Source organism: Paraburkholderia sp. BGA-UO-ETr-F12 (genome assembly GCF_059567945.1).
This window is the reverse complement of the sequence record NZ_JCAQOZ010000029.1, coordinates 103,154-129,382: the sequence shown is the minus strand read 5'-3', so window position 1 is coordinate 129,382 and position 26,229 is coordinate 103,154. Positions and strand designations below refer to the sequence as shown.

The window sequence follows — 26,229 nt, the reverse complement described above, 5'->3', positions numbered from 1 at the left end:
GGAGCGACGGGTCGCCGGATCTTGAGAGCATCGGGCAACCTCAGATAAGGCGGACCCTGCCGTTTTTCGCAGTTGATATTTCGTCTGAGAAAACCGAAAAAAGATACGTGGGTGGAGCCCGATAACTCCGTCACGGATGTCCATCATGATTGACCCGTGGCCGGAGAAGCCAGGCCTTTTCCCATTCGCACGGGATAGAGAAAAGGGGTAGCGGCAACCTCATAGGCATGTGCATTTGAGACAAGGAATATCATGAAAGAGGTCGATGCATGGACAGTCGCTGCGATGGAGAGCGCCCCACCGATTTCGTCTGCAAACGCTGCTCCCGATCAGCGTTTGCGGCGGGCCGAAGCAGAGGTCCATCGGCTAACCCGATGCATGGCGATGAAGGACCAGCAACTTTGCGAGTTGCGCAGAGCACTTGCGCATTCGGCGACTGTTCATTATTCATTCGAAGATCGCCTGCAGCGTGAACTCGAGTCGCTGCGGATCGCGATGCTTGTGGACAATCCATTGGACGAACGGGATGAAGCCGGTGGTGGCTCTACGGCGGAGGGCATCGTCGTCAGACTGCCCTACATGACTTCGATACTGTCGGTCCTGTTCGACGCAATGCATACGTTCTGGGCGGAATGCGATCACGATCATTTCCCGAAGTCTGCGACCGTCGCGCGCGCGATCGACGAGCGCCTGGGCCTGAGCTCACAGGCGAATGGAGAGGCCTCGCGTAGCGCCCAAGCCTACGCGTCGGCGATCAGACCGGACTGGATCAAGGAGGGCGATAACCGGCACCATTGCCGCCCTGCAGGGATGCGCTAATGTTAGACGCCAGTCGTCCGGATTGTCGCCTGCGCGCGCATTGTTTCGCTACCGCTTGCTGTGAGAGGTTCATCGCCATTGGTGTACGGAGAATGCGCACCCGCGTCAGTGCGACGCGAATCAAACGACAAACCGGTGTGAGGAGATGAAAGCTGGCCGAAACGGGTGATAGAGTCCAGGAGCGTGACAGGATCGCACCGGAGTTTGTGGAACGTGGCAGCTTCCACATCGATTGAGCACGCAACGATATCGACGGTGCTCGGGGCCGTGCGAGCGCCGATATCCCGCAGATCGAGTCCGAAGCGCCGGTACAGACGTGCAACGGGGCGCGAGACCACGCCAATCAGGCGCTTGGCGTCGAACGAGCGGGCAAGCGCCATCGCGTATGGGAGCAACGACATGCCCGAGTTTAAGCCGGTTCGAGGGTCTGCCAGTCCTGACGCAGCAAATCGCGACAGCTCCCAGATCGAAGGTGACGAAATCAGCGAGCCAGGGCCAGTAAGTTCCGGAAACACGTCGCGGAGCAGATAGCGCCCCGTAGTCGGCATGAGCCGCGCGCAACCGCAAACCTCTTCGTCTGCGGACAGTGCGACCAGGTGTACGGTACTGCCTCCGTCGAATTCATCCCATTCGCTCGTCGCATCGTGGGACACGCCAGGTATTTCCCAATGCAGACGCTGGACAAAGACCTTGTGGCGGAAGGCTCCGAGATGGTGACGGATATCCGATGGCAGGTCATCAAGCCTGCCGGCAAGGATGTGTGACATGGGCTTCTCCTGATGTTAGCCGTTGATGCGACGCTATCAGCGTGTCTGTGGCCCAGAAACTCGGAGCTTTGGGAGGGTATCGACAAGTACGTGCGAGCGTGCACGAACGCACGCCGGTTATACGGCGACGGGCTGAACGTGCGCTGGAATTGCAGGACAGACAGATTCAGGGTTTTATGATGCCCAGTACGGTCGCGTGGACTGCAGCGGCCGTCCTGCTGCGGATGTTGAGAGCCTCCATCGCCAGGTCGATGTGGTAGTCAACGGTATAGCGCGAGCGCCCGAGGATTTCGCCAATCTCGGCCGAGGTTTTCCCCCGGGCGACCCAGGTCAGGCATTCGAGCTGACGTGGTGTAAGCAGGTGTGCCGCTCTTCTTGAAGGTATCTGCGCAAGGCGATGCAGTTCGAAGTGAAACTGCGCGCTGATCAGGTATGCAAGCCGGGAGTTGATTGCGTCGTTGACGGAACGCGGAGGGCCGGACAGGTTGAACAGAAGAATACTGCCATCCGACTGGTGAACCGGGATACTAAGTCCCGCGGGTAATCCGGCCTCTCTCGCTTCGTCGAGCAGACGACGCTCGGCCTTGTTCAACCCGGCGATGTCGTGCCACCGGTAGGGCGCCGAGTGGAAAAACGCGGCCCGATGAACGGGGTCGGTAGACGCATAATCCCGATGCTGGTAGTGCCGCACCCACTCCTGCGGATAGTGTGTGCCGATCATCTCGAGCACCGTTCGCCGGTTGCTTGTCGAACGGCTCCGTGTAACGCGGCTGATCACGTAATTCGGGAAGCCGAGTTTCCCAGCCACATTGCCGAAAGATTCGACGAGGGAAGGAATGTCGGTGGCACGTGCGAGACGCACGACCGGCGCCGGCGCGCCAGTTTGCAGACGATCGTATCTGGGTGAGGGCCTGTGCTGTCCCTCTTTTGAACGGCGTCGAGACACATGTTCCATGTTCGCTACCCCGGCGCTGTCCCACAGCGTCTGGAACGCCAGGGGTCACATGAGAACGCGGCCTGCGCGCAACGACGGTGCGGTTCATGCGACACGCGTTTCCGGCGGTCAGAGGTCAGTCAGAAGCCCGCATACGATTGCCGCAGATTACGGCACCAACAATGGCCAACTGGACGTGCATTCGTCCGGGCGCATTCAACTTTTATTATAGTCTGCAGATTGCCGCCGGATGGTTCATGCAAGCGATTGCGGCTAATTTCCGCGCGACTGGGGCAAGCGGACGAACTGTGGCGGAGTTGGTCGGCTAATGGACCAGCAACGCTGCTGCTGAAAACCCTCCGACGCCCCGTGCAAAGAGCAGGAGCGGCTTATCTGGCACCAGTCCATGACATTGGGCAAGATTGATGAACGCGTCGCTGACGGTGACGTGGCCAATACGGGCAAAATTCTCTGCGAAAAGCCGGTCCTGTGGTATCCGAAGTGAATCGAGCAGGCCGTGCCACGCAGGCAGATCCAGGTGGTGGGGCAGGATCTTCTGAATGTCGCCCGGTTTGAAATGTGTCAGCTGCACTGTGTCAGTGATCAGTCGTCGCGCCGTGAAGAAGTTCTGCGCCGCCAGGCGCGGCTCGTTATTTGCCAGTACCCCACGCCAACCCTGGCCGCTGGCGAGTGTCGCGATCGCGAGCAGGCGGTTAACGGCGGCGTCGCGCTCCACGAATGCAGCAAACGCACCGTCGCTCAGAATTCCTTCTGCTTTCATTAATCTTTCAGATTCGAGCGGCATCACGTCGGCGCCGACAAGCAAAACCCGTTTCATGTGGGGCCGCGCAATGAACATCGCACGAATCACGCGCAATGCGCCAAGTGCGGATGCACAGTGCTGCTGAGCGAACGAGAAAGCTTCCGCGTTCGTGAAGCCGAACCGGTCACAGAGCAGGCCGGGCAGCGACTGCGGTGGTGGCGCGATGCTGCCTTGGAGCGTGTGCACGTAGACGATGCAGTCGACTTCACGAGATGAGATACCGGAGGCGAGCAGAAGACGCTGGATAGCGCTGGCCGCAAGTCCAATTGCGGTCTGTCCGTTCGCATTGCGGTAGTAACGCATCCCGGCCCGCTCCAGGTTCTGCACGGTGGCGGTCTTCTGCCGGGTTCGCGTTCCCCAGTCCCGGACGTCGTCGACACGCTGGGGAAGATGGAAGGCGACGTGCGGTATGCCGAGATCGGGGATCATGAGACGAACCGGACACCGTCCCGCCAATAGAGGGAGGGCGCTCCGCACAATTCCAGCAGAGCCGTGCCGACAAAGCCGCGGGTTCCGTAGCCCCATAGCAGCAGGCGGCGTCGCTGGCGACCGCTGGCGCGGCTGAGCGCCTGCGCAAGTCTCACGATGGATTCGGCCGCGCCGAGATGAACGCAAACCGCATGCTGCACTCGGGCGTCGGGTCGGTTGAGAAGCTCCCCTACTGCACGTGTGAGCGAGGGAGTGCCCGGATGCCCAATGACCTTGTCAATATCCTCGTGACGGAGGTCGTGCCGGGCGAGCAGGAATTCGATCATCGAAACCAGGGCGAATGTGGGTTCATCGGGGATCCCAGATGCAAGGGTCCCGATGTCAACGGGAACCTGCCGGGTTGCAGCATCGAGCAGTTGCAGGTTAGCTCCTCCCTGGTGGGTCCTTTCGATCAGCAGCGCACCTGCGGCATCACCGTGCACGATGCCGGGTCCACACATTCTGGAAAACGGTGGACGCCACTTTTCCGCGGCGACAATGAGTATCGTGTGGATGTCCGGTTCGGCGATGAACAGGTCGGATGCGATCCGCAATGCTGTGAATGGCGATACACCGTGTTGCTGTGAGATCGAAAAAGGAAAGCATGGTGTACCGACTTCGGCACACAGGCGTCCGGCAATCGTGGTTGAAACGTGTTCATCAAGGCTGCTGTGACAGAACACTATGACCTCCACTGGTCGTGAGTCCGGCGGGCGTGCGTGACAGATCGCTTTTGTCACTTTTGCGGCGAGCCCTGACAGATCGGTACCGGTCTCAACCGGCACCTTGCAGTTCATGTCGGGCGTTACCAGACCCGCTAGGTGCACGGGGGGCGAACCGGCGGTCTCCACACACGGCCATTCCTCCAGCCAGTGCCCGTAGTCGGGGTGCCAGGACCGCATCCAGGCGTCCCAGCCGGGATGCCCGGTCGCGCGCAGCGACGACTCTATTGCCGTCCATCGGGACAGGGGGAGGGCGTCTGGCACCCAGGCCGTCACTGCGGTGATGACGGGCGGCTTCATGCGCCACGCTGGGGTGAGCCGGTGTCGGCGGCGAGATCGGCCGGCAGCAGGTCATAGTGTACGCGTCCATGCCGCGAGCCATGCATGACGTGGCAATCGCGCTGCAGCCCGATGAGGCGAAAGCCGATCCGCTCGAGCAGGTGTCGCGAGCGCACGTTGCACTCTACGGCCCACGCCGTGATGCAATGCAGCCGGTCGGCTTCGAACGCCTCGCGCAGGAGCCTGTTGGACGCGGTAAATGTCATGTCCCTGCAGGCTGGTCGTCGGCTGTCGCGCAGCACCCAGAATGAGCCGGTGCCGAATGCATGCGCCAGGTCGCTGACGGCCACGAGGCCGCTTGCGGCCTCGTGGCCCGCGGGCCCAAACATGCGTATGCGGTGCCGACCGCTTTGGATCATGAACTGCACGGCCGGCACGGAAAGCGTTTGTCGGCCCTGCCCGAAATCGAACCACTGGTTGATGTGCTGTTCGGCGAGCCAGGCAGCGATGTCATTGACATCGTCAGAGTCGGGCTCCCGAAGCCAGCATGAACCGGATTCGCCGCCCGTCTGGTGGGATCCGTCAGTGGGATGTGCGGGTTTGACAGCCGGGTCCTGGCTGCTCACGTCAACTCTCCTGCTGGTGGACGTCTGGCGCAGCGAGCGCGCCCAGTCCGGCTTCGAGCTTGACCAACAGCATCGCAAACCAGTGCACCGTCTGGAACCGTGCAGCGGGCGGCAGGCCTTCCACATAGCCATGACCGCCGCAAAGCTGCACAAGCTCGCGCGCAACGTCCAATGCTTCGGTGGCAATGTGGTGGGCCATGGACCGCACGGGCACGATATCCGTCTGCGGATCGCGTGCTGCGATGGACCTGAGAAAAAGGTGAATGGTGTGCGCCGATATCAGCATGTCGGCGAGCCGTACGGCGACGAGCTGGTGCGCGGCAATTGGCTTGCGAAACGTCTGCCGGTAAGCGCTGTAGGCAAGGGCGAAGGTCACGCCCTGCCGGACGGAGCCCGACAGCAGCGCAGCGAGGTATATTGCCGCATCGACAAGCCACTGCCGTACCGGATCGCCGTCAGCGTTCGTGCTCCCGGGCACAACCAGAAGGGGCGTATCGCCTGCCGGCACGGTGGCGTATCGCTCGATGGAGAGCGGCCCTGGAAGGGCAACGGAGGAGCAACGCCCGGTGTCCCGCCTCTCGGTCAGCGTAGCGAGCACGAGCTGCGGACGTTCACCGTCCATCCGGACCATCATTGCCTGCGAGCATGCGTGCCGGCACAACACCCAGAAACCCGAAGCGTCGACGTCAGGGATGCCCGGTGCGATCGACGTTGTGCCGTCAAGGTAATGCTGGATATTATGATCGGGTAGCAGGTCGAGTGCACCGTATTTGCGCAGCGTCATCAGTGCGGCGCTGCTGAGTGTCAGTTCGGCGGCCCGTTCGAGCGGACCTGCTGCGAACTGCTCAATGACAAGTGCAAGGTCGTGCCGACTGATATCCATGCCGCCCCTCTGTTCCGGGAGGATCATGGTCGCGAGGTCGAGTACCGCGGCAAGTCGGACCGTTTCGTCCCACCGGGCGGAGTCAGGCGCGCCACCCAGCAGTGGCTCGAGGCGGTCACGCGCGAACTGTCTTGCGGCCGTAACCAGCCCCTGCTGCTCGTCGTTGAGTGCCCAGGATCCGGGCGCGAGGTCTGTGACCACGGATTGACGGAATGGCATGACGTTTCTCCGGATGGTGAGGTGTTACACGAGCATTTCGACGGGTTCCGGGTGGCTGAGAAAATGCAGAGGACTCGCCGAGCGGCCATAGGCACCCGATTGTTTCACCACCACGAAATCCCCGATGTGCGCTTCGGGAAGTTCAACCTCGTCCGCAAGCCGGTCGAGCGGCGTGCAGAGGCAGCCGACCACATGACACCGCTCGCGTGGCGCGCCGTCTGGGCGGTTGCCGATCACGACTGGAAAGTTGCGGCGCAGGACCTGACCGAAGTTGCCGGAGGCAGCCAGGTGATGATGCAGTCCTCCATCCGTGATGACGAACGTCCTGCCGCGCGACACTTTCCGGTCGATGACACGGCACACATAGATACCGGCCTCGCCCACGAGGTAACGCCCGAGTTCCAGAATCGGCGTCGTTCCGGGCAGACGTTCGCAAAGCGTCGGCAGCCAGTCCTGCATCGCCTCGCAGACTGCCGTTACATCGAGCTGGGTTTCGCCCGGAAAGTAGGGGATGCCAAAGCCGCCGCCGAGATTCACGAACCGCGGTGGTCGGGGCCCATCGCTGGCGAGTCGAAGGATAAGGTCAGCACTCTGGCGCTGGGCCTCGATGATGGTTGCTGCATGCAGGCACTGCGAGCCCCAGAAGACGTGGAAGCCCGCGAGCGCGATTTCCCGCGCTTCGAGTTCGCGCAGCAATGCCGGAACCTGGTCGACATCAACGCCGAACGGCGCGGCGCTGCCGCCCATGCGCATGCCGCTGTGTCCGACCTGAAAATCGGGATTGACGCGGATCGCCACGTTGGGCCGCACGCCGAGTTCCCACCCAAGCGCGGTGACAAGCCGCAATTGGGTTTCCGACTCGATGTGAACGTTGATACCGCTGGCCACTGCGCGGCGCAGATCGTCATGAGACTTGCCCGGCCCGGCGAAGCCGATTGCGGCCGGAGCGGTGCCGGCATCGAGCGCCAGCGCCATCTCCTGCGCGGAGGCAACATCAAACCCGTCGACCCGTTGGGCCAGGTAGTGGATCACGGCGGGCATCGGATTGGCCTTGATCGAGTAGTGAAGCTGCATGCCGGAGGGCAGCAGGCTGCGCAGTTCCCGCATGCGGGTGTCGATCGCAGAGCGGTCGTAGGCGAAGAACGGCGTACGCCCGGCGCGGTCGGCCAGCTGGCGTACGTCGAGACCGCCGAACTGCAGCCCGGGGGGCCGCCGGATGAAGGTGAGGCTCATGATGTTTGCTCCCCTGGGCCGCGCGAGAGTGCGGCGAGCCCGGACGACGCAACCCTGCTACGTAGCGCCGCCCTGTCAAATTTCCCATTGAGGTTGCGAGGAATATAAGGATAACTAATAATATGTCGGGGAACCATATAGCCCGGCAGACGCTGCGTGCACCAGCGGCGCAGATCATCGACACCTGAATCACCTGCCAGGACGACGAGTAGCGTAACCGCTTCGCCAAGCTCATCATCCGGGATGCCCAGCGCAACTGCTTCCACAACAAGGCCGCTTGCATGGACCGTTTCCTCGATTTCCTCCGGGCTGATCCTGTAGCCTGAGCTCTTGATCTGGGCGTCGTTGCGGGCGATGAAATACAGAAAACCTTCGCTGTCGCACCGCACGAGGTCCCCGGACCACACCGCCATATCACGCGGCGCGCCGCCCGGCTTTGCTTCAGGCGAAGGGCGGTAGCGTTGCGCGGTGCGCGCAGCGTCGTTCCAGTAGCCTGGCGTGACGCATGCGCCGACATGCACCAGCTCGCCGGCTTCGTCCGGGGCGCACGGTGTGCCGTCCTCGCGGACGACGAGCACCCGCGCATTGGGCACGGCCTTGCCGATCGAGTCGGGGCGGCTGTCAACCTCCGCGGGGTCGAGGAATGTGGAGCGGAACGCCTCCGTCAACCCGTACATCAGGAACGGCGTGGCCCGCGGAAACAGCGCTCTCAGTTTCTGCAGTACAGGCAGCGGAAGACGCCCTCCTGTGTTCGCGAAGTAACGCAGATTATTGCGCGCCGAGTCTGGCCAGGTTGCGCCCGTGAGTTGCATCCACAATGGCGGGACACCCGTGATCGCCGTGATGTGTTCGCGCTCGCACGCGAGGACAGCATCGTGCGCCGTGAGGTAGTTCAGCAGCACTGCTGTCGCGCCTGCCGACCACGCCGAGGTTAGCTGGCTGAGGCCCGCATCGAAGCTCAGGGGCAGGACGGCAAGGATGCGGTCAGACGGATCGTGCCGCAGATACTCGGCGACGCTCCAGGCACCTTCGAGCAGGTTCCGGTGGCTGAGCATCACGCCCTTGGCCAATCCCGTCGAGCCGGATGTATAGAGAAGGGCTGCGAGGTCTGTGTCGATGCATGTTACGGCCGGGACCGGCACCAGCGCGTCGTCGGGGCTGGAGATGGAGTCTGGCCAGCGGTGAATCCTGACCCCGGTCGGCTGATCAGAAGAAGCCTGGTCTGGTTCGTCTACGAGGATTACATCGGACACCGGCGCAACGCCCTCAGCGGCCAGGGAGCGGGCGCGCAATGCGGTGGTCACGAGGCACCGGGCGCTGCTGTCACGAAGCACGTGAGCCACCTGGTCCGGTTTCAGGAGCGGATTCACCGGAACGAAAACGCATCCTGCGGCACAGGCGCCGAGCATCGACACGACAGTCTCCAAGCGCTTGTCGAGAAAGATGGCGACGCGTTCGCCCGGAGCCACACCGAGGGAAGGCAATACCTGTCCGAAGGCATGGCTGCGTTGCAGCAGCTGGCGGTAGGTGACGCGGACGTCACCGCAGACGAGCGATTCCGCATCGGGTGTGCGGCGCGCTGCCGACTGGACAAGATCAAGGAGGTTTCTCATGGCCGGATAGCGATCAGGTTCAGGGTCAGTGGCGGATCACCATGGCGCCAAAGCAACCGGCAAGTCCGCTGGAGAACAGCAGGGAACAGGAGCCCGGTTGCCCGCGAGGCGCCGTGTGGAAGTTGATGAACGGGTCGGCGCCGAACACGTGCCCGAGGCGTCCGAAATTCGTGGTGAAAAGACGTTCCTGTGGTACGGACAGCATGGTCATGAGACGCGACCAGCCAGGCAGGTTGACGTGATGAGGCAGGACATGAACGAGTTCATTGCCCGTGATGCCTGCCTGTCGAAGCGCCGCGCGCATCGTCGTGAATGCCGACCAGTAGTAACGATCATCCGGCACGGGCTGAAGATCATCGTCGGTGCCGCGGAAATAGCGAGCGTCTGTATAAAGGTGCAGCCCAACGATGCTGTTGCGGTCGGCGCGGCGCTCCAGCAGGAGCGCGCATGCGCCGTCGCTATGTAGCGCGAGATCCTGGATGGCGCGCAGATGATCGCAGCCCGATCCCATCACATCTGCGCAGACAACGATTGCCCGCTGGATGGCGCGACCTGCGACGGTGAGCACGCGCAGCAACCGGATGGCGGCCATCGGCGACACGCAGTTCTGCTGCATCACCGAGAACGCGAGTGCGCGCTCAAGGCCCATGCGGGACTGGATGAGCGCCGCAGTACCGGCAGGCGGCGCCAGGACGCTGCTCTGGATTGTGTGGGTGTAGATGAGGGCATCGATGCTTGCCGGTGACGTGCCAGTGTCCTCGAGCAGGGCGGAAACCGCTTCGCACGCGAATGCGACGGGTGATGTCGATGCAGCGTCGTGGAACTGCTGCACACCGTTGCGCAGCAGTGCATTTGCGCGTGCCTCGGGAAATCCGCAGCGACGGGCCCAGGTGTCAGCATCGACCGTTCGTACCGGCAGGCTGGATGCGATGCCGGACAGCGACAGTACAGGAGGGGGTGGAGACGCAGACATCGCTAGCTCCCGCGGTATTCGAGAACGGCGCATGCCGCCTGCCCCTGGAAGCCTGCTGACCACAGCAGGATGTGTTGTCCGTGCGCCGGAACAACCGTTTGCAGCAACGCGTGGAGCTGCGCGGGCGCGTCTGCTGCGCACAGATGCCCGATATCGCCTGGCTCCGGGTACCACATTCGCCAGACTGGCAGTCGGGCCTCTGCACTGACGTTGCATGCCAGGGTGGTGTTGATGCGCGGCGGCACGATCCAGTCAAATGCAGCGGGTTTCAGGCCTGCCTTTGCACACGTCTCCTCAATCACTTCGACTACGACCGCTTCGTCGATACAGAATTCCTGCGGGGGGATGGGCGAGGAGGTGCAGGGCGTACATACCGTGAGACTGCGTACGTGCCATCCGGAACACGCCTCACGCCTGACCAGCATCGCTGCCGCGCCATCAGCCAATACGGTCAGCGAACCGGTCTGACGGGAAAATGGCGGGAGCCAGCGTTCAGCCGCGACGATCAGTGTCGTGTGCATGCGGTCGTCACTGGCCATCATGTCGGCCGCCACCTGCAGCGCAAGAAAGAAGGACACGCCCTGGATCTGTCCGATCGCGAGCGGCGCGCCCGTCGATCCCAGTTCGCTGTGCAGGCGACCCGCGCACGATAGCGCGAGATCGTGTTCAAGACTGGTTCCACATACGATGATCTGGTCTGGCACATGGTTTTCTTTCGAGGGATACCGTCGGATAGCTTCGCTGGCTACGGCGGATGCCATTTCCGAGAGGCTGAGGTGTAGCTCGCTGGCGACATGCGTCGGCATCGCAGGGTGGACGGACCGGGACAGATGATTTGCGGCGACGGGCGGTGTCTCCAGTTGGCGCCAGCGCAGCGTATCGGCATAGACAGATCGCATGACGGCTTCGCGCATGGAGGTCGCCGTGGCCGCTGGTTCCTGTAGCAGCGCTTCGGGGTGCTCACGTGCCTTCGGTACGTACCGCGCTGTCGCCGCGATGCAGACTTGCTCGTGGCCGTGGTCAGTTGCGACGTACATGGGATTCCACGAAGGAGACCAGGTTGCCGAACCGTAGAAAGAGGTCGGACGAAAGATCTTCCGGCGCGAGTGTGAAGCCGAAGCGCTGCTCGAGCTGAAGAAGCAGGTCTGTCATGTTCATTGAGTCGACGCCGACGTCGAAGAGGTTCGTGTCCTCAGCGATCAGGTCCGCAGCCATCGTGCTGCCGATCGCTGACAGCAGGCATGACCTGATGGCGGTTGCGATTTCCTCGCGGCCCGGGTCGTGCGTGTTATGCGTCATGAGAGGTCTCCTGCCCGGAGCGATGGGCGTTGGCGATGCCGGGTGATGGGTCAGGCTGGGTGGGGCAGCCGGAGGGCGGTGCGGTGATGTCCCACGGACGTGACGTTGATCGCTGCGCTGCCCGTGTAATCATGAGTCGCTGCAGGTCACCGGTACCTTCCATGATGTCGAAAGCCCTGGCGTCCCGGTAAGCCTGCTCAAGTGACGGACAGGCGGCGATGCCGTCGATACCGGCGACGTCGATGGCAGCACGCGTCACCCGTGCGGCTACGCGCGAGGCAAACGCCTTGGTCATGGATGAATCCATTGACGTTGCAACGCCGCGATCTGCTTTCCAGGCCGTGCAATGGCAGAGCAGCCATGCGGCCGCAATCTGGCGGTCGATGTCGAGCAGGGACGCTTCCACGCTCGCCACGCTGCGATGCCTGTCCGCGGGCGTGCCGCCCGCATCGAGCCAGGCCGCAAGGTCCGCGCGCACCCGCCGGCAGGTACCGACCATGACGGCGGAGAGCAGTGGCCTGAAATAGTCCCAGGACCGCTGCGCACCCGAGAAAGCGTCATCGAGGGGCTTTTCGTCGCTGCGGGCAAGATGCGCATCATCGGAGACCTCGCAGTCGGCGTAAGAGAGCACGGCGAGCTGGGTCGCGCGCAGACCTGCCATCCGATCGATGCGCGACACCGTGAATCCTGGTGTATTGCAATCCACCAGGAACGCGCGGATCCCGTAGCGACCCATGTCTCGGTTGATCGTTGCAAACGTGATCACGCAGTCTGCGCGTGCGCCGTTCGTGATAAAGCACTTTGTGCCGTTCAGGACCCAGCCGCGACCGGTCTTTCGTGCACTCATGCGCATGGCAGTCGCGTCGGAACCGCAGTCCGGCTCGGTGATGGCGAAAGCGCCCCAGCGCGGCGAGCCCGACTGGAACCGCTCGAAGAACCCGGCCTGCTGTTGCGTCGAGGCGAGCGCAACGACAGGTGGCATGGCGAGCCCGGGGCCCGGCAGCGCCAGCGCGAGGCTTGCGTCGGCCTCCCCGAGGTAGGCCATCAGAGTTGTCTGCGCCACGAGGGACTGCAGTGTCGGACAGCCGCCGTACCGGGTGGGCACGAGGTTCATGTTCAGAGCGCTTAGGTCAGCTGCACGCCAGGGAGGACCGACGATCTCGCCGGTTGCGTCCGATTCGGGGCTGACAGCGCGCATACGCCTGGCAAGCAGGTCGAGATCGAGCCCGCGATCGGCGAGCGCTGCGCTGATGTCGTCGATGGTGTGAACGTGCTGCGACGCCTGTTCATCTCGCGTCATGACGCCTTCTCCTAGGTGGGCGCATCTGCGCCCAGGACCGATATTCACGCGAACCCACGGATGAGGTTTGCGTGTCGTCTGGCAATGAGCGTAGGCATCAGGGCGGGGAGTCGTCACCTCCGAACATTGGGAGGGTGTTGTATCGGGGGCGTTCGTGGGGACGTTGTGGCGGTCACGCGGCAACGGATGACCGATAATGACATTCAGATCAAACGATGATGGCTAACTACGGGTGTGACGTATGGCAGCGCGAAAACAGACGACAGAGAAAAAACCGTTGCTTCAGCCAGACAACAAGGGACCGCGAACGACCAAGCGGGGAGATCAGGTGGCCGAGCTCATCAAAAGCTGGATTACCGATGGAAAGCTGCGCCCCGGCATGCGACTGAACAAGGAGGCTGAGCTTCAGGAAATGTTCAACGTCAGTCGAGGTTCGATGCGGGAGGCTCTCAAGGCCCTGGAGGTACAGGGACTTGTGCGTCTGAGTACCGGGCCGGACGGCGGAGCGACGATTACACGCGTACCGCTCGCCCGTGCATTCCAGTCGCTGCAGAACTACCTGTTTTTCGAGAGCATCAGCCTCGAGGATATTTATGCGGTGCGGCGCGTGCTGGAGCCGCTACTTGCGGCGGGAGCGGTGGAGCATCTGACGGACGCAGATCTGGAGGCGCTCGAGCGCAGTGTGGAGGTGTGCGAGCCATTTGCCGCGAGTCATGAACGTGCCCTCGATCAGCGGCAGGAGGACATCCGTTTTCATGACGTGCTGGCCGGGGCCAATCCGAACGCGTTCCTTCGGTGCACCTGTCAGATCATCAACCAGATGCTGCACACTCTCGTGATTGTCGCGGGCAACGTGACGCAAGACGATTACCAGGCGTTTGGTCGGCAGACCGTCGCTGCTCATCGCGCGATCCTGGAAGCGGCAAGGCGCCGCGACGCAGGGGAGGTCGAGAGGCTTATGGTGGCTCACATGGAAGAAGCGGAATCGCAGCTTCGCAAGGTGCATGCCGCTTTGCGGCAAAAGCTGGTACTGGATTCGGACCTTGGTCTGCACGCGGGCAGGAAGGGCGCTTCGTGATACGGCGTTCGGCTCAGCGGACGCCGGCCCGGATATCCGTGGCGGCGTGCAGTGTCAGCGCGTTTTGCGGCCACTAATGGATGAGGAAAGCATGCGCGCCAGCTCAGCTAGCGGAGCGCGTCCGAGCGCGAGTTCCAGGATGTGGCTTGCCCAGAGCACGAGCGCATCGGCGTGACGGCCGCCAATGATCTGTATCCCGACCGGTAGACCGTCTGAAGTGCTGCCCGCATAAACACTTGCTGCAGGAAGCCCGAGCTGGTTGCACCATGCGGTGAAGTGGGGAAACAGTTCCTTGCTGGCTGGGAGTTCCGCAAGCGGCATGGCCACGCGGGGATACACCGGGCAGATAACAAGGTCGTACCGTTCGAAGAATGCGTTGACGGTGGCGCCAAGTTCGCCTCTCTCGATGAGCGCGCCAAGCAACGTCTGGCGCGATATTGTCGCGCCTGCCTCAGAGTAGGCCTGTAACGACGGATCGAGCGCGTCGCCGCCGTCAGCCAGGCCTTCGGTGAGCTGGCGACAGCAGGCAGGCCAGATGGTGGCGTGGATCGCGTTACAGCGAGCGATACCCGGCGGATCTTCCGGCTGAACCCTGGCGCCAAGGTCACGGAAGGTGTCGACTGTACGCATGAGCGCGTCGTGGACGGCGGTTTCGGGCGTGACAGCGAGGCCCAGGGAGGGACTGTACGCTATGCGGACACCGCCTGGTGTTGGCTTGCACTTAAGACCAAGTTCATAGTCGCTGGCGTCGAACGGTAAGGCGTACCAGTCGCGGCTGTCAGGGCGGCTGATGACGGTCAGGATGCGTGCGGCATCCCCCACGCAGCGTGTCATGGGGCCAACGTGGCTCAACAGCCCGAACGGCCCGCGTGGCGCATGCGGAACGCGTCCGAAGCTCGGCTTGAAACCAAACGTACCAGTGAACGCGGCTGGAATCCGGATCGATCCACCGCCGTCGGTGCCGATTGCCGCGGGCGCCATGCCAAGCGCGACCGCCGCGGCGGCTCCGCCGCTGCTGCCGCCTGGGGTACGGTCCGTATCCCAGGGATTGCGCGTGACTCCGGTAAGCGGACTATCGGTGACGATCTTGTGGGCGAAATCAGGCAGGGTGGTCTTGGCGAAGCAGATGGCGCCAGACTCGCGAAGCCTCGCGACGCACGGGCTGTCGTGGGGTGATGGCGTTTCGTCCGTGACGCGCGAGCCATATCGTGTAGCAAGCCCGGCGACAGCAACGTTGTCCTTGACGCTGACCGGGACGCCATCCAGCGGCCCAAGCGGGCGCTTGCGTTGCCAACGTTTCTCGGATTCACGCGCCATGTCGAGTGCATCCGCTGCTATCTGGCAGAAGGCATTCACGGCGGGATCGAGCTGTTCTACGCGTAGGAGCACGGCCTGCATGACCTCCACGGGGGAGGTGCTGCCCGTTTTATAAAGCGCATGAAGCTCCTGTGCTGTCAGATCGCAGCTGTCATTGCCCATGTTGTCTCCAAATTAATCATCATAAATAGACCATAGATGTGAGGCTCGCTCATGTCAAGTGATCTTGAACTGCTGAAAAATCAGGGTAAACGAGCGATTCAGTAGTGTTGACATCCAAATTCTGTGGACGTAATTTAATGATCATAAATCGCCAAACGAGGCTGCTGCCGGTGACCGGTAGTGTCGGCTTGATACGTGACGCAAGTTTGAAGGGCGTCGTAGTTTGGCGGCACGAAGCAGTTCGCACGGCTTGTTGGTCAACCGAGGCTAATGCTGCGGTCCGGCGAGGGCGTCAGTTATGGCATCGTCTGCGGTCGACCCGGAGACTCAGGAAATCTTAGTTTATTCCTGAGCCAGTTTCTCTGCGCTGGCAAGGAGGGCTCTCTTCTTTTCCTTGCTGAGCCTACCGGCGATTGCCAGCAGGTTCGCCAAGAGGTCGTCGTCCTCGTAGAGGAAGCCCGTGGGGACAAGGAGTGCCCGCGCCAGACGCTGGCTGGTCTGTATGGCAGGGGCGTGTTTGCCCTTTTCGTACTGGTTGACGCGGGTGCTGGCTGAGAATTCGTCGATACCCGCCTGGATGCCAAGCTGCTCCTGGGTCAAGCCCGAGCGCAGTCGCGCCTGTTTCAGGCGTCGAGGGAAGACGGCATCAGAAGTGGGTGTATCGCGCGACATCCGGCGAGTTTCCCGGATTCGCTCGGGGATTTTACTAAGCAATTCTTAGTTGAAAGACTAAACATTACTTGGTTTTGTAGTCCTGGAGGACGCTGATTGTCTCAGCGTCTCGGCATTCGCGAGGAGGATTTTCTTTTTTCCCCGCGTGAGCCGGGCCGCAGTTACGAGAAGAGCTGCGAGCAGATCGTCCTCCTCGTAGAGGAAAGACGTCGGGACGTGCAGCGCCCTGGCCAGACGTTGCCCCATCATCAGGTGAGGCAGGTGCTTGCCTCTTTCGTACTGGTTGATGCGGGCACTGGCGGAGAATTCGTCGATTCCCGCATTAATGCCGAGCTGCTCCTGGGTCAGGCCCGAGCGTACCCGTGCCTCTTTCAGGCGTTTGGCAAAAACGGAGGATGTCGTGTGCTTAACCGGCATCCTCCGAGTCTCAGGGAATTGCTTGCCGTTTTTACTAAGAGTTTCTTAGTTTTCTGCCTAAGAAATTCTTGGCTGTGAGGGATGGAGGTGCCGCAATGCGGCTCGTCTGCCGATTACACGCACGGGGCAACAGCTCCGCAGACATGAAGACCGGGACTGATTCATATGACGACGATTCTTAACATTCTGGGGTACGTGAGCATTCTGATGCTGGTGGCGCTTGGGCTCGCGGTTGTCTTCGGCATGATGGACATCGTGAACCTCGCACATGCCGAGTGGGTCACGATCGGCGCATACGCGTTAGCCGTTGCCCAGGCGGTTGGCGGGAAGGAGGCTTTCTGGCTTGCCTTGCTCGTGGCGCCCGCTGTCGGGGCCGCCCTCGGATGGTGCCTCGAGCGTTTCATCATCCGGCTGCTCTATGACCGGCCACTGGACACGCTTCTCGCGACCTATGCGGTCAGCCTGATCCTGCAGAAGGCACTGGAACTCGTCTTCGGCACCCAGCCGATGCTCGTGTACGCCCCTTTCAGCGGGGCGGTCCCGGTCCCGGGCGGAAGCTATCCGGCCTACCGGATCTTCGTGATCGCCGTTGCGCTGACCGTGACGGCGGGGTGCTGGCTGCTGTTCGCCCGTACGCGTTTTGGTACCCAGCTGCGTGCCGTGATCCAGCACCCGGCGATGGCCGAGGCTACTGGCATCGACACCCGGCGTCTGAATCGCATTGCCTTCTGCGGTGGTGCGGCGCTCGCCTCGCTTGCTGGCGTGCTCGTCGCCCCCATGGTTTCGGTGGAGTCGCATCTGGGCGTCTCCTACCTCGCCAAGGCGTTCTTCGTGATCGTGCTGGGCGGTATCGGATCGATCGCGGGCAGCATCCTGGGCAGCGCAGTCATCGGTACCGCCGAGACGTTACTGAGCTATCGCGTCGATCCCTCTCTCGCATCGGCGGTGGTGCTGGTCCTCTCCATTGTGGTGATCCGGTTCAGACCGCAAGGGCTGATCCCAGGATTCAGCGCAGCCCATCAGCTTCTCGGTAAAGGATAAAACGTATGTGTGGAAAACACGCGGGCTGTCTTCGGCTCTGGTTCTCGCAGCCCGGCCTCGGTCCCAGGGATGTTTCGCCGCTGTTGATGTGGAGCGTGGCGGTGGCCGCCGCGGCGCTCGTGCCTTTTTTTGCCGGTCCCTGGCTGCTGTCGACGGTGCGCGATGCACTGGTCATGGGGATCCTCGCATTGAGCTATGACCTGCTCTGGGGACGGGCCGGGGTGCCCACGCTCGGGCACACCACGTTCCTGGGTCTCGGTGCCTACGGATTTGCCATCACGACCGTGCAGTTCGGACAGGCATCCGTGACCGGGTTGGCGGCGGGTGTTTTCTGCGCTGTGGCTGTCGCCGCCGTGATTGGCTATTTTCTGCTCTTTGCGGGGGTAAGGCTCCACTTCTTCGCCATCATCAGCCTGGCCGTGCTGATCGTCGCCCAGCAGCTCGCCGTCAGTTGGCAGTCGATTACCGGGGGCGACACGGGCATCCTTGGCATCCCGGGACTGTCATTTGGCGTGGGCAGCCACACGTTCGACATGAGCAGTCCTCGCGCTTCCTGGTACACGGTCGCCGCTGTACTGCTTGCCGCGACTGGCCTGATATGGCTCGTCTGCCGCAGTCGCTACGGCAACGTGCTCGATGCGATCGCGACCAACGAGTGGCGCGCAAAGGCGTGCGGCTATCACACGTCGTTTCACCTGCTGCTCGTCTTCGTCGCCTCGGCGGCGCTTGCCGCAATCGCCGGCGCGCTGATGGCGGCCTGCTCGGGGGTGGTGGCACCGGACGTGTTCTCGCCGCTCCTTGCGACCGAAGTGATCCTCTGGGTGGCTATCGGCGGCAGGGGAAGAATTGGTGGACCTGTCGTCGCCGCGGTCGTTCTGACACTGCTCAGGCAGACCGTCTCCAGCTACAGCACGGACGGCTGGCCCCTGATCCTCGGCGGTCTGTTTCTCGCCTGCGTGCTGTTCATGCCCAACGGACTGCGACTTCATGAATTGGTGGAGGCTGCGCGTCGGACTGCTCGAGCGGTATGGAGCAGGCCGCCGGTTCACCGCGCGGGACACGCCCGGGAGGAACGGTAATGGACGGCCAGTTTCTGCAGGGCACCAACCTGTCGCGCGCGTTCGGGGGAATCAACGCCGTGGCGGGCGTCGACATCAACATCGCGCCACGCGATCTGCTGTGCGTGATTGGCCCGAACGGCGCGGGCAAGAGCACGCTTGTCGGGCTGCTCTCAGGCGCAATTGCCCCCGGTTCCGGCGAACTGTATCTCGACGGCGAGCGGATGACCGGCCGCCCGATGCACGCGTTCTGCCGACGCGGTGTGGTGCGCAAGTTTCAGGGGACCAACACCTTCCTCACGATGACGGTGCGCGACAACCTGGTGGTAGCGGGCCTTGGCGTCGCGGCTTACCGGTCGACGCCGATGCCGGATCCCGACGCAGTACTGGCGGAGGTGGGTCTGGCCGGGCAGGCGGGCGAAATCGCCTCGCATTTGCCGCACGGTGAGCGGCAGTGGCTCGAGATCGGCATGGCCATCATGTGCCAGCCCGCATTGCTGCTGCTCGACGAACCTGCAGCCGGTCTGTCCACGAAGGACGCGCAGCGGCTGGTACGCCTCATCCACCGGCTACGGGAGCGGTGCGCGGTACTCGCCATCGAACACGACCTGGGCTTCGTGCAGTCCCTTGAGTGTGAGACGTGGGTGATGCACCGGGGAGAGGTGGTTCGACGGGGATCGTATGCGGAGATCGCGGACGACGAGGAGATCCGCCGCATCTATCTGGGGCGGGGGGCGACACATGCTGCACATTGAAAACCTGTGCGCCGGATACGGCGACGTGGATGTGGTTCACGACCTCACGCTGGACGTGCTGCCGAACGAGGTGGTCGGTGTCCTCGGCTGCAACGGCGCCGGCAAGTCCACGCTGGTGAAGGCGGTCATGGGGCTGCTGCCTCGCGTGAGCGGGCAGGTCGCTTTCCTCGGGCAGCCGGTGACGGGGCTGCGCACGCACGAGATCGCGCGGCGCGGGATCGGTCTGGTGCCGCAAGGGCGGTGGATCTTCCAGAAACTGACCGTGCGGGAGAACCTGCTGATGGGCACGCAGGCCGCCGGCGGAGCCGACATCCTCGACGAGGTATTTGATTACTTTCCGGTGCTGAAGTCGCGCCTTTTGCAGCAGGGCGGCACGCTCTCGGGTGGCGAGCAGCAGGTCCTCGCCATTTCGCGCGCGCTGTGCGGCCGTCCGAAGCTGCTCCTGCTGGACGAGCCTTCCGACGGTGTGCAGCCCAACCTGGTCGAGCGGATCGGCGAGGTGATTCCCGAGCTCTGCCGCCGCTCGAAGCTGGCCGTGCTCCTGGTCGAACAGAACCTCGACCTCGTCCTCCAGAGCGCGCGCCGCTGCATTGTGCTCAGCAACGGACGCCTCGTGCATGCCGGCGCCGTTGAGCCGCGACGTAGTGAAACGGGAGAACACCCGCTCGCGCGCTACCTGTCTCCGGCCACTGACGGCGCGCCGGACTTCCGCCCTGAAAACATCCAGTGAAATCCAGTGATACCTAGTGAGAAAACGCATGAACCGACGTGAATTTTCCCGAGCCGTAGTGCTTGGCGCAACTGCTTCCCTCGCCACATCGGCGGTCTCTCCGTTCGCGCGTGGCGCCGAGCCGTTGAAGATCGGCCTGCTCGCGCCACTCAGCGGTCCCCTGACGCGCGTGGGGCAGACCAACCGTAGCTGTGCCGCGCTGGCGGTGGATGAGATCAACGCGGTGGGTGGGCTGCTTGGCCGCCCGCTGCAACTGAGCGTCGAGGACACGCAGATGTCGACGGCCGTTACGCTGGAGAAGGCGCGGCAGCTTTTCATGCGTGATGACGTGGCAATGATCACGGGCATGGCGCTGCCGTCTGAGCGCGAGGCGGCCCTTCAGGCCGCAAGGGCAGCGAGAAAGCTCATCGTCTATCCGAACTTCGACGAGGGGCGGTGCGACCCGCAACTGCTCACGACAGGCCTCGCCACGAGCCAGCGGATCGAGCCACTCATTGCGTGGCTCATGCGCGGTGGTGGACAGTCCGTCTGCGCAGTCGTCTCGGACATCGGCAGCAACCGGAAGGTGCTGATCCCGCAGTTGCAGGCGGCGGTGGCGCGCCACGGCGGCAAGTTCCTCGACGTCTACTGGTTACCCTTCGGCACGCGCGACTACGGGGCCGTACTGCAACAGGTCGCGAGCGCCAGGCCGCAGATCGTATGGCACAGCATCGGAGACGACCCGGTGACGTTCGTGAAGCAGTACCGATCGTTCGCGATGAAACCGCAACTGGTGACGGACATCGCACACGAATCCCTGTCGATTGCAACCACAGGTGCATCGACCGGAACGATCGGCGTGTCGTCGTACTTCATGAGCATCGACAACCCGGAAAACCAGGCGTTCCTCACGCGTTATGCGGTCCGTTACGCCGATGCACGCGATCCCCGTCTCGGCGGCTTTGCCGTGGTACTGCCGCACGGCGAGAACACCTATGCAGGCATTCGTCTCTTCGCCGAGGCCGTCCGGTCGGCGGGAAGTGTCGACGCCGCGCGCGTGAGGGCTGCGCTGCCCGCCGTCTCCATTGCGCTGCCGCGTGGCAAAACCGGTGTGAGCCATGACGGGGGCCACGTGCTTTGCCAGACACGGATCGGCCAGGCGCTCGCCGATAACAGCTTTTCGATCCTGGAAGCCACGGGCCCGGTGACGCCGGTCTGTGAAGGATAGACGTGTCCCCGCCACGCTTTGGAATCATATGCACCAAGAGATAAGGACTACAAAATGAGTGAAATTGTCATGCTGAATGCAGCTCAGCTGGTTGCCGGCTTCCGGCAGCGCAGCCTCTCGCCTGTGGAGGTCATGTGCGCGGTACTGGACCGGGTCACGAAGCTCGATCCGGTGGTCAACGCCTTCTGCGCTCTCGACGAGGAAGGGGCGATGTCGGCCGCCGGCGAGGCCGAGCGCCGGTGGATGCGGGGCGAGCCGTGCGGTCCGCTTGATGGCGTACCGGTATCGGTCAAGGATCTCGTCGCCGTGGCCAGTTTTCCGACACGGCATGGATCATGGACCGTCTCGCCGGACCGCGAAAACGTCGATGCGCCGGCCGTGGCGCGCCTGCGGCGTGCGGGCGCCATACCGTTTGGCAAGACCACGACCTCCGAATTCGGCAACAAGATCGTCACCGACTGTCCGTTGACAGGCGCGACGCGCAACCCGTGGGATACGCGGCTCTCGCCGGGAGGTAGCAGCGGCGGATCGGCGGTCGCGGTTGCGCTGGGCATGGGTCCGCTGTCGCTTGCCACCGATGGGGGCGGGTCCATCCGGATTCCGGCCTGCTGGAGCGGTGTGGTCGGGTTCAAGCCTACGTTCGCGCTGGTGCCGGCAGGCAGTGCGGCGTCGTGGACTGCACTGTCCACGCTCGGCCCGATCGCGCGAACCGTGCGCGACGCAGCGTTGATGCTTGATGCGATGACCTGCGCGAACAACGACGGACCTTCGGCAGCAGGGGGTCCGTCTGGCTATTCCGCCGCGCTGGACGATGGCGTCGCGGGTTTGCGGATCGCCTGGTGCGCCGCTCCGGACAGTGTGTCGGTGGCGCCGGACATTGCGGAGTGTGTCGAGAGGGCAGTGGAGACATTCGGGGCGCTCGGCGCGACGGTCATCCAGACCGACGTCGCGCCGATCGCGGACTACTACGGCAATGGCCGCATGCATTCGATCCAGTGGTCCGTGTTCTTCGCTCAGCGCGTGCGGCATATGGAGGCAGCCGACAGGACGCTGCTTGATCCTGATCTGACGGCACTTTCGGATGCAGGGGCACGGATAGACATCGCGACATTCGCCGATGCGCTGTTTGCCCGTCACGCGCTCAGGGCGTCAATGGAAACGTTCTTTCAGCATCACGACCTGCTCCTCACACCGACGTTTCATTGCGGGCCGCCTCCGGTTCCCGGTCTGCCTGCCCATCTGCGTCAGGCGCCCGTTTTGACGGCGTGGTGCAACCAGGTCGGATTGCCCGCGATATCCGTGCCGTGTGGGTTCGCAGGGGATCTGCCTACCGGTCTGCAGATTATCGGGCGTCGGGGCAGCGATGCCCTGGTGCTGCGGGCAGCGCGCGCGTACGAACTGGCGAGAGGGGAGTTTCCGGCACCGGGATCGGAACTGCAACTCCCGGGCGACACGGAGTTCGCGCCATGAACGTCCAGATCGCGCGGATCGTGATCCATCTCGTTGAACGGTGCGCGGAGTTCGGCACGCTGGTGACCCCACCGCACCGTCAGGTAGTGGCCGCTGCGGTGCTGAAGCCGACCGACCTGGATGTTGCCTGCGAGCTTGAGTCGCTCTACGCGACGGGCGCTGACCTCGGCCGGATGCTCACCGGACGGGCGCTGCTTGCGCTCGATTGTGCGGGGGAAGACATCCAGGGTTACGGCAAGGCCGCGCTCGTAGGCACTGGTGTACCACTCGAATGGGGAGCGGCGCTGCTCCATCCGCGACTCGGCAAGGCGGTGCGCGACTGCCTGCCTGGCGCGTCTTCGATCATGCCGTCCGTTACGAAGCGCGGGCCTGCGGGAGCCTGCGTCGACATCCCCCTGCACAGCGTCACAGACATGTGGAGCTTCGACCACTTCGACACGGTGTCGCTCTGCATACCCGACTCGCCGGAACCGGATGAACTGCTGATCGCCATTGCGCTGGCCGAGCGCGGAAGGCCGCTCGCACGCGTCAGGCCGGGGTGACGCGTGGCGACAAACCGTGCCGTCAGTGAGTCGCGCTTCAAGCGAGCAAACGAACACTCATAAGTGATGAAGGAGAAAAACATGTGCAGGGATGTGCGGGGAAGATGGAGCAAGGGTCTGGCAGCGCTGTCGTTGTGCGTCACAGTGGGCGCGGCGCACGCGCAGTCGTCAGTGTCCCTCTACGGCCTGGCCGATGCATTTGCCGGGGTGGTGCGTACGCCCGGCTCGGCGGGCAACGCCTGGCAGGTGGGCTCGGGAGGACTCTCGACATCGTATTGGGGCATGTCGGGCACCGAAGATCTGGGCGGTGGGATGAAGGCGATTTTCACGCTCGAAAGCTTCTACCGGATGAACGGTGGGCAGTCAGGAGCATACGACGGGCAGTCATTCTTTGGGCGCAGGGCGTTCGTCGGCTTGAGCGGGCAATTTGGTCAACTGACGCTGGGGCGTAATGATTCACTGCTGTTCGTCTCCACGCTGCTGTTCAACCCGTTCGGCAACTCGTTCGTCTTCTCCCCCATGGTGGTCCACACATTTCTGGGTTCCGCGATGGGCGCTGCGTCGGTGCAAAGCGATACGGCGATTGACGACTCGATTGTCTATCAGACGCCGGAGGTTGGCGGTCTGACGGGAGGTCTGCTGTACAGCAATGCGGGCATTGCGGGACATGCCGGCCAGGCGAACTACAGTGCAAACGTGCTGTACTTTGCCGGGCCCTTTTCGGCGACGGCGGCGGTCCAGAGCCTTCACACGGCGTCGCTTTTCCTGAACGGTGCGACGGAGCAGACGGCATGGCTCGTTGGTGGGGCGTATCGGCTTCAGGCGGTCAAGCTCTATTTCCAGTACGAATGGGTAGATAACAACAACGAGCTGACCGACGACACGGTGCAGGTGGGCGCGAGTGTCCGGGTGGGCGTCGGTAGCGTGCTGGTGTCGTGGGCATGCACGCGCCGGCGTCCGGCACAGGGTAGCGATATACGGTGGTCGACGGCAGCACTCGGCTACGACTATCCGCTTTCGAAGCGCACAGACGTGTACGTAGCATGGCGTTACGACACGATGAGCAGCGTGTCGTCAGGTAACAGCGTGGGCGCGGGCATCAGGATGAAGTTCTAGTCGACCCTGTCCAGCATGCTTGCATGCTCCGAAGCCCTAGCTTGCCGCAAGGTCGTATGCCGGTGAGGACAACTGGCAAGTCGGCGTATCGGAATCCCTTCAGCATGCGGCAGATGACGCCGCGGTTTCCGTTAGCGCGCGTTGCGCCGCGTCGCGCTCGTGCCGCGACGGCAGTCGGAGCGTGACGAACTGAAGCTCACGCCCTGCCGCGAACATGTCGGAAACCAGGGCGTGAAGTGCGTCGCTGGCATTTTCCTCCGTGGCGCCCCTGAATTACCTCGGACGAACTCGCTTCAACGGCTCCGCGGGTCTGCGACGCAGGGCCTCATATAGCCGTGTGACGGATTCCATGCCGGTGTGCTCACTCGCCTGCTGGCGGAACAATGCATCAGATGTCGTCGTCCTCGATGTGGCTTCCGGGCATGTACCCTATCAGGCCAAACATTGCCTGAAATTCGTGCCCGTAGTCTTCGCACACGTATTCCTGGTAGACGGTGTACGCGCCGACAGCACAAGCCCCCATCGTTACGTGCAACGAGTCGCAGCCCGGACAGAGCACAACGCCATCTTCAACGGTATGCCTTCGCCATTCATCGGAAGACCGCATGACCGTCTCTCCTGGTTGACGCGACTGGTACTACGCTTGCCGAGATTACCACCGTACGTCTGGTGTTGACCATTCTATGCTCCACATTCGTGTGATTGATTGCGATGATCACCGTCGTCAATAGCTGATGTGTTTCGCCTCGCCCGTATGTCGTTCGGCCTGTTCCGACGGGAGCTTCCCGTCGATAAGACGGGTTTGGAAGTCGGACTCGACCGCTGCTTGAATGCCCCAATGTACCGGCAACGCCAGGCCGGCATCTTTTCTGGGGGAAGGCCATGAGTGATGCGCACAGGATCCTGCGCCGCCGGCAGGTCGAAGAGAGAACGGGGCTGTCGCGCTCAACGATTTACCGCCGCATGCAGGCGGGAACATTTCCCCCGGCCATACCGCTGGGCGGCCGCCTGGTGGGGTGGCGTGCGGGGGACATTGAACAGTTTCTGGAGAGTCCGGCGCGTTACCGGGCGCCTGCACGAGAGCGCGACGACGACGTGGGGGGCGCGCCATGAGTCGCGATCTCGCTTCGGCACCACTTGCCCGGCGGCTGGAGAACTGGGGTAACGCATCGCGCGGTGCCTTCGATCCGGTCGATGCGGCGCGGATTACGAAGGCCTGGCGCACGCTCCATCTCCGACATCGCGACATGCTGCGCATGGTCTATCTCTGGCATGCGCGTCGGGAAGTGGTCTGCCGGCGGCTGTGTATTCCGCGGCGCCCGGCGCAATGCTTTGACCTGGAACTTGCGGCCGCACGCGCAGCGCTGGCACGTGCCCTCGCCGGGGATTGTGGCCATCCCCTCCGGGAGGACGAACAATAGTTCGCGCCTTCGTTCGGCTGTAGTTCATGTGGTGCTGTTCCGCAGTGCGTGAGCAGTGCGGCCGCTACAGACAGCTTGCAGCTGAACATCGCTATCTGAATTTTTTTGGGAACTCGTGGGAACACCTGGGAACACGTGAGTAAATGGAGCGGTAGCGGAGCGCCCGAGGGCTCTTGCATTGTGCCGCGTACTCGCCTAGATTGAAGCCAACAATCTGATCCGGTCAACGTGCCACGCACGACCGAGTACGCGTTAGCGGCCCCGCAGTTTCGATGTCTGTGCGAC

28 protein-coding genes are annotated in these 26,229 nt (G+C 63.0%); 12 read left to right on the top strand and 16 right to left on the bottom strand.

The genetic code is table 11. The features are described from left to right. The first annotated feature begins 384 nt into the window (after positions 1-384). A complete protein-coding gene (locus AC57B6_RS13270) occupies positions 385-819 on the top strand; it encodes a hypothetical protein (RefSeq protein WP_278495398.1) in 435 nt (144 codons plus the stop codon). A 2-nt stretch (positions 820-821) separates the two neighbouring features. Here the strand turns inward: AC57B6_RS13270 and AC57B6_RS13265 are convergent, their stop codons facing one another. The 12 genes from AC57B6_RS13265 to AC57B6_RS13210 all read right to left on the bottom strand — a co-directional run bounded on the left by AC57B6_RS13265 (position 822) and on the right by AC57B6_RS13210 (position 12,958). Next, positions 822-1,586: an acyl-homoserine-lactone synthase gene (locus AC57B6_RS13265; protein WP_081833266.1), complete on the bottom strand. Its 765-nt coding sequence runs from the start codon at positions 1,584-1,586 to the stop codon at positions 822-824. 166 nt (positions 1,587-1,752) lie between these two features. After that, on the bottom strand, positions 1,753-2,448 hold the full coding sequence (locus AC57B6_RS13260; protein WP_029675573.1) for an autoinducer binding domain-containing protein: 696 nt from the start codon (positions 2,446-2,448) through the stop codon (positions 1,753-1,755). Positions 2,449-2,845: 397 nt separating this feature from the next. After that, positions 2,846-3,772: a 3-oxoacyl-[acyl-carrier-protein] synthase III C-terminal domain-containing protein gene (locus AC57B6_RS13255; RefSeq protein ID WP_025496098.1), complete on the bottom strand. Its 927-nt coding sequence runs from the start codon at positions 3,770-3,772 to the stop codon at positions 2,846-2,848. Then, positions 3,769-4,833, bottom strand: coding sequence for a beta-ketoacyl-[acyl-carrier-protein] synthase family protein (locus AC57B6_RS13250; RefSeq protein ID WP_315696658.1), 1,065 nt, complete (start codon positions 4,831-4,833; stop codon positions 3,769-3,771). Before AC57B6_RS13250 ends, AC57B6_RS13255 begins: the two co-directional genes overlap by 4 nt. After that, the gene (locus AC57B6_RS13245) at positions 4,830-5,438 is read right to left on the bottom strand and encodes a GNAT family N-acetyltransferase (protein ID WP_025496100.1); all 609 of its coding nucleotides are present in this window, start codon (positions 5,436-5,438) and stop codon (positions 4,830-4,832) included. Before AC57B6_RS13245 ends, AC57B6_RS13250 begins: the two co-directional genes overlap by 4 nt. A 1-nt stretch (position 5,439) precedes the next feature. Continuing rightward, complete coding sequence (locus AC57B6_RS13240; protein WP_315696657.1) at positions 5,440-6,540, bottom strand: acyl-CoA dehydrogenase family protein; 1,101 nt, start codon at positions 6,538-6,540, stop codon at positions 5,440-5,442. Positions 6,541-6,564: 24 nt separating this feature from the next. Beyond that, positions 6,565-7,773, bottom strand: a complete 1,209-nt coding sequence (locus tag AC57B6_RS13235) for a pyridoxal-dependent decarboxylase, exosortase A system-associated (protein WP_315696656.1) — start codon at positions 7,771-7,773, stop codon at positions 6,565-6,567. Further along, a complete protein-coding gene (locus tag AC57B6_RS13230; RefSeq protein ID WP_315696655.1) occupies positions 7,770-9,386 on the bottom strand; it encodes an acyl-CoA ligase (AMP-forming), exosortase A system-associated in 1,617 nt (538 codons plus the stop codon). Before AC57B6_RS13230 ends, AC57B6_RS13235 begins: the two co-directional genes overlap by 4 nt. Before the next feature lie 25 nt (positions 9,387-9,411). Then, entirely contained in the window at positions 9,412-10,359 is a 948-nt protein-coding gene (locus AC57B6_RS13225) for a ketoacyl-ACP synthase III family protein (protein ID WP_315696734.1), read from the bottom strand. A 2-nt stretch (positions 10,360-10,361) separates the two neighbouring features. Then, positions 10,362-11,396, bottom strand: a complete 1,035-nt coding sequence (locus AC57B6_RS13220) for a 3-oxoacyl-[acyl-carrier-protein] synthase III C-terminal domain-containing protein (protein ID WP_315696654.1) — start codon at positions 11,394-11,396, stop codon at positions 10,362-10,364. Beyond that, entirely contained in the window at positions 11,380-11,658 is a 279-nt protein-coding gene (locus AC57B6_RS13215) for an acyl carrier protein (RefSeq protein ID WP_315696653.1), read from the bottom strand. The genes AC57B6_RS13220 and AC57B6_RS13215 overlap by 17 nt, the downstream gene beginning before the upstream one ends. Continuing rightward, the gene (locus AC57B6_RS13210; RefSeq protein WP_315696652.1) at positions 11,648-12,958 is read right to left on the bottom strand and encodes an acyl-CoA dehydrogenase family protein; all 1,311 of its coding nucleotides are present in this window, start codon (positions 12,956-12,958) and stop codon (positions 11,648-11,650) included. Before AC57B6_RS13210 ends, AC57B6_RS13215 begins: the two co-directional genes overlap by 11 nt. A 241-nt stretch (positions 12,959-13,199) precedes the next feature. Between AC57B6_RS13210 and AC57B6_RS13205 the strand changes: the two genes are divergently transcribed. Next, entirely contained in the window at positions 13,200-14,036 is an 837-nt protein-coding gene (locus AC57B6_RS13205; protein WP_025496108.1) for a FadR/GntR family transcriptional regulator, read from the top strand. A gap of 54 nt (positions 14,037-14,090) precedes the next feature. Here AC57B6_RS13205 and AC57B6_RS13200 read toward each other — a convergent pair whose 3' ends face one another. From AC57B6_RS13200 to AC57B6_RS13190, 3 genes are all read right to left on the bottom strand, one after another. Continuing rightward, the gene (locus tag AC57B6_RS13200) at positions 14,091-15,515 is read right to left on the bottom strand and encodes an amidase family protein (RefSeq protein WP_315696651.1); all 1,425 of its coding nucleotides are present in this window, start codon (positions 15,513-15,515) and stop codon (positions 14,091-14,093) included. Positions 15,516-15,857: 342 nt separating this feature from the next. Continuing rightward, positions 15,858-16,187, bottom strand: coding sequence for a helix-turn-helix domain-containing protein (locus tag AC57B6_RS13195; RefSeq protein ID WP_025496111.1), 330 nt, complete (start codon positions 16,185-16,187; stop codon positions 15,858-15,860). 57 nt (positions 16,188-16,244) lie between these two features. Beyond that, positions 16,245-16,604, bottom strand: coding sequence for a helix-turn-helix transcriptional regulator (locus AC57B6_RS13190; RefSeq protein WP_315696650.1), 360 nt, complete (start codon positions 16,602-16,604; stop codon positions 16,245-16,247). A 165-nt stretch (positions 16,605-16,769) separates the two neighbouring features. Here AC57B6_RS13190 and urtB point away from each other — a divergent pair, with 165 nt between their 5' ends. From urtB to AC57B6_RS13150, 8 genes are all read left to right on the top strand, one after another. Then, on the top strand, positions 16,770-17,645 hold the full coding sequence (gene urtB, locus AC57B6_RS13185; RefSeq protein ID WP_315696649.1) for an urea ABC transporter permease subunit UrtB: 876 nt from the start codon (positions 16,770-16,772) through the stop codon (positions 17,643-17,645). Between the two features lie 5 nt (positions 17,646-17,650). Further along, a complete protein-coding gene (locus tag AC57B6_RS13180) occupies positions 17,651-18,724 on the top strand; it encodes a branched-chain amino acid ABC transporter permease (protein WP_315696648.1) in 1,074 nt (357 codons plus the stop codon). Beyond that, positions 18,724-19,458, top strand: a complete 735-nt coding sequence (locus AC57B6_RS13175) for an ABC transporter ATP-binding protein (protein WP_315696647.1) — start codon at positions 18,724-18,726, stop codon at positions 19,456-19,458. Before AC57B6_RS13180 ends, AC57B6_RS13175 begins: the two co-directional genes overlap by 1 nt. Then, positions 19,445-20,188, top strand: coding sequence for an ABC transporter ATP-binding protein (locus AC57B6_RS13170; protein ID WP_315696646.1), 744 nt, complete (start codon positions 19,445-19,447; stop codon positions 20,186-20,188). Before AC57B6_RS13175 ends, AC57B6_RS13170 begins: the two co-directional genes overlap by 14 nt. A 28-nt stretch (positions 20,189-20,216) precedes the next feature. Then, a complete protein-coding gene (locus AC57B6_RS13165) occupies positions 20,217-21,395 on the top strand; it encodes an ABC transporter substrate-binding protein (protein ID WP_315696645.1) in 1,179 nt (392 codons plus the stop codon). A gap of 54 nt (positions 21,396-21,449) precedes the next feature. After that, on the top strand, positions 21,450-22,865 hold the full coding sequence (locus AC57B6_RS13160; RefSeq protein WP_025496118.1) for an amidase family protein: 1,416 nt from the start codon (positions 21,450-21,452) through the stop codon (positions 22,863-22,865). Further along, entirely contained in the window at positions 22,862-23,407 is a 546-nt protein-coding gene (locus AC57B6_RS13155; protein ID WP_315696644.1) for an amino acid synthesis family protein, read from the top strand. The genes AC57B6_RS13160 and AC57B6_RS13155 overlap by 4 nt, the downstream gene beginning before the upstream one ends. Positions 23,408-23,488: 81 nt before the next feature. Further along, a complete protein-coding gene (locus AC57B6_RS13150) occupies positions 23,489-24,523 on the top strand; it encodes a porin (protein ID WP_025496120.1) in 1,035 nt (344 codons plus the stop codon). A 388-nt stretch (positions 24,524-24,911) separates the two neighbouring features. On the opposite strand, the gene AC57B6_RS13145 is transcribed toward AC57B6_RS13150, so the two are convergent. Next, the gene (locus AC57B6_RS13145) at positions 24,912-25,130 is read right to left on the bottom strand and encodes a hypothetical protein (RefSeq protein ID WP_025496121.1); all 219 of its coding nucleotides are present in this window, start codon (positions 25,128-25,130) and stop codon (positions 24,912-24,914) included. Between the two features lie 275 nt (positions 25,131-25,405). Between AC57B6_RS13145 and AC57B6_RS13140 the strand changes: the two genes are divergently transcribed. Further along, entirely contained in the window at positions 25,406-25,636 is a 231-nt protein-coding gene (locus AC57B6_RS13140) for a helix-turn-helix transcriptional regulator (protein ID WP_025496122.1), read from the top strand. After that, a complete protein-coding gene (locus tag AC57B6_RS13135; protein ID WP_025496123.1) occupies positions 25,633-25,944 on the top strand; it encodes a hypothetical protein in 312 nt (103 codons plus the stop codon). Before AC57B6_RS13140 ends, AC57B6_RS13135 begins: the two co-directional genes overlap by 4 nt. Positions 25,945-26,229: the final 285 nt, after the last annotated feature.

Excerpts from the sequence above, each read along its gene's own strand:
- AC57B6_RS13270 (WP_278495398.1), top strand. The coding sequence starts at position 385 with ATGAAGGACCAGCAACTTTGCGAGTTGCGCAGAGCACTTGCGCATTCG.
- AC57B6_RS13265 (WP_081833266.1), bottom strand. The coding sequence starts at position 1,586 with ATGTCACACATCCTTGCCGGCAGGCTTGATGACCTGCCATCGGATATC.
- AC57B6_RS13255 (WP_025496098.1), bottom strand. The coding sequence starts at position 3,772 with ATGATCCCCGATCTCGGCATACCGCACGTCGCCTTCCATCTTCCCCAG.
- AC57B6_RS13250 (WP_315696658.1), bottom strand. The coding sequence starts at position 4,833 with ATGAAGCCGCCCGTCATCACCGCAGTGACGGCCTGGGTGCCAGACGCC.
- AC57B6_RS13240 (WP_315696657.1), bottom strand. The coding sequence starts at position 6,540 with ATGCCATTCCGTCAATCCGTGGTCACAGACCTCGCGCCCGGATCCTGG.
- AC57B6_RS13235 (WP_315696656.1), bottom strand. The coding sequence starts at position 7,773 with ATGAGCCTCACCTTCATCCGGCGGCCCCCCGGGCTGCAGTTCGGCGGT.
- AC57B6_RS13230 (WP_315696655.1), bottom strand. The coding sequence starts at position 9,386 with ATGAGAAACCTCCTTGATCTTGTCCAGTCGGCAGCGCGCCGCACACCC.
- AC57B6_RS13225 (WP_315696734.1), bottom strand. The coding sequence starts at position 10,359 with ATGTCTGCGTCTCCACCCCCTCCTGTACTGTCGCTGTCCGGCATCGCA.
- AC57B6_RS13220 (WP_315696654.1), bottom strand. The coding sequence starts at position 11,396 with ATGTACGTCGCAACTGACCACGGCCACGAGCAAGTCTGCATCGCGGCG.
- AC57B6_RS13215 (WP_315696653.1), bottom strand. The coding sequence starts at position 11,658 with ATGACGCATAACACGCACGACCCGGGCCGCGAGGAAATCGCAACCGCC.
- AC57B6_RS13210 (WP_315696652.1), bottom strand. The coding sequence starts at position 12,958 with ATGACGCGAGATGAACAGGCGTCGCAGCACGTTCACACCATCGACGAC.
- AC57B6_RS13205 (WP_025496108.1), top strand. The coding sequence starts at position 13,200 with ATGGCAGCGCGAAAACAGACGACAGAGAAAAAACCGTTGCTTCAGCCA.
- AC57B6_RS13200 (WP_315696651.1), bottom strand. The coding sequence starts at position 15,515 with ATGGGCAATGACAGCTGCGATCTGACAGCACAGGAGCTTCATGCGCTT.
- AC57B6_RS13195 (WP_025496111.1), bottom strand. The coding sequence starts at position 16,187 with ATGTCGCGCGATACACCCACTTCTGATGCCGTCTTCCCTCGACGCCTG.
- AC57B6_RS13190 (WP_315696650.1), bottom strand. The coding sequence starts at position 16,604 with ATGCCGGTTAAGCACACGACATCCTCCGTTTTTGCCAAACGCCTGAAA.
- urtB (WP_315696649.1), top strand. The coding sequence starts at position 16,770 with ATGACGACGATTCTTAACATTCTGGGGTACGTGAGCATTCTGATGCTG.
- AC57B6_RS13180 (WP_315696648.1), top strand. The coding sequence starts at position 17,651 with ATGTGTGGAAAACACGCGGGCTGTCTTCGGCTCTGGTTCTCGCAGCCC.
- AC57B6_RS13175 (WP_315696647.1), top strand. The coding sequence starts at position 18,724 with ATGGACGGCCAGTTTCTGCAGGGCACCAACCTGTCGCGCGCGTTCGGG.
- AC57B6_RS13170 (WP_315696646.1), top strand. The coding sequence starts at position 19,445 with ATGCTGCACATTGAAAACCTGTGCGCCGGATACGGCGACGTGGATGTG.
- AC57B6_RS13165 (WP_315696645.1), top strand. The coding sequence starts at position 20,217 with ATGAACCGACGTGAATTTTCCCGAGCCGTAGTGCTTGGCGCAACTGCT.
- AC57B6_RS13160 (WP_025496118.1), top strand. The coding sequence starts at position 21,450 with ATGAGTGAAATTGTCATGCTGAATGCAGCTCAGCTGGTTGCCGGCTTC.
- AC57B6_RS13155 (WP_315696644.1), top strand. The coding sequence starts at position 22,862 with ATGAACGTCCAGATCGCGCGGATCGTGATCCATCTCGTTGAACGGTGC.
- AC57B6_RS13150 (WP_025496120.1), top strand. The coding sequence starts at position 23,489 with ATGTGCAGGGATGTGCGGGGAAGATGGAGCAAGGGTCTGGCAGCGCTG.
- AC57B6_RS13145 (WP_025496121.1), bottom strand. The coding sequence starts at position 25,130 with ATGCGGTCTTCCGATGAATGGCGAAGGCATACCGTTGAAGATGGCGTT.
- AC57B6_RS13140 (WP_025496122.1), top strand. The coding sequence starts at position 25,406 with ATGAGTGATGCGCACAGGATCCTGCGCCGCCGGCAGGTCGAAGAGAGA.
- AC57B6_RS13135 (WP_025496123.1), top strand. The coding sequence starts at position 25,633 with ATGAGTCGCGATCTCGCTTCGGCACCACTTGCCCGGCGGCTGGAGAAC.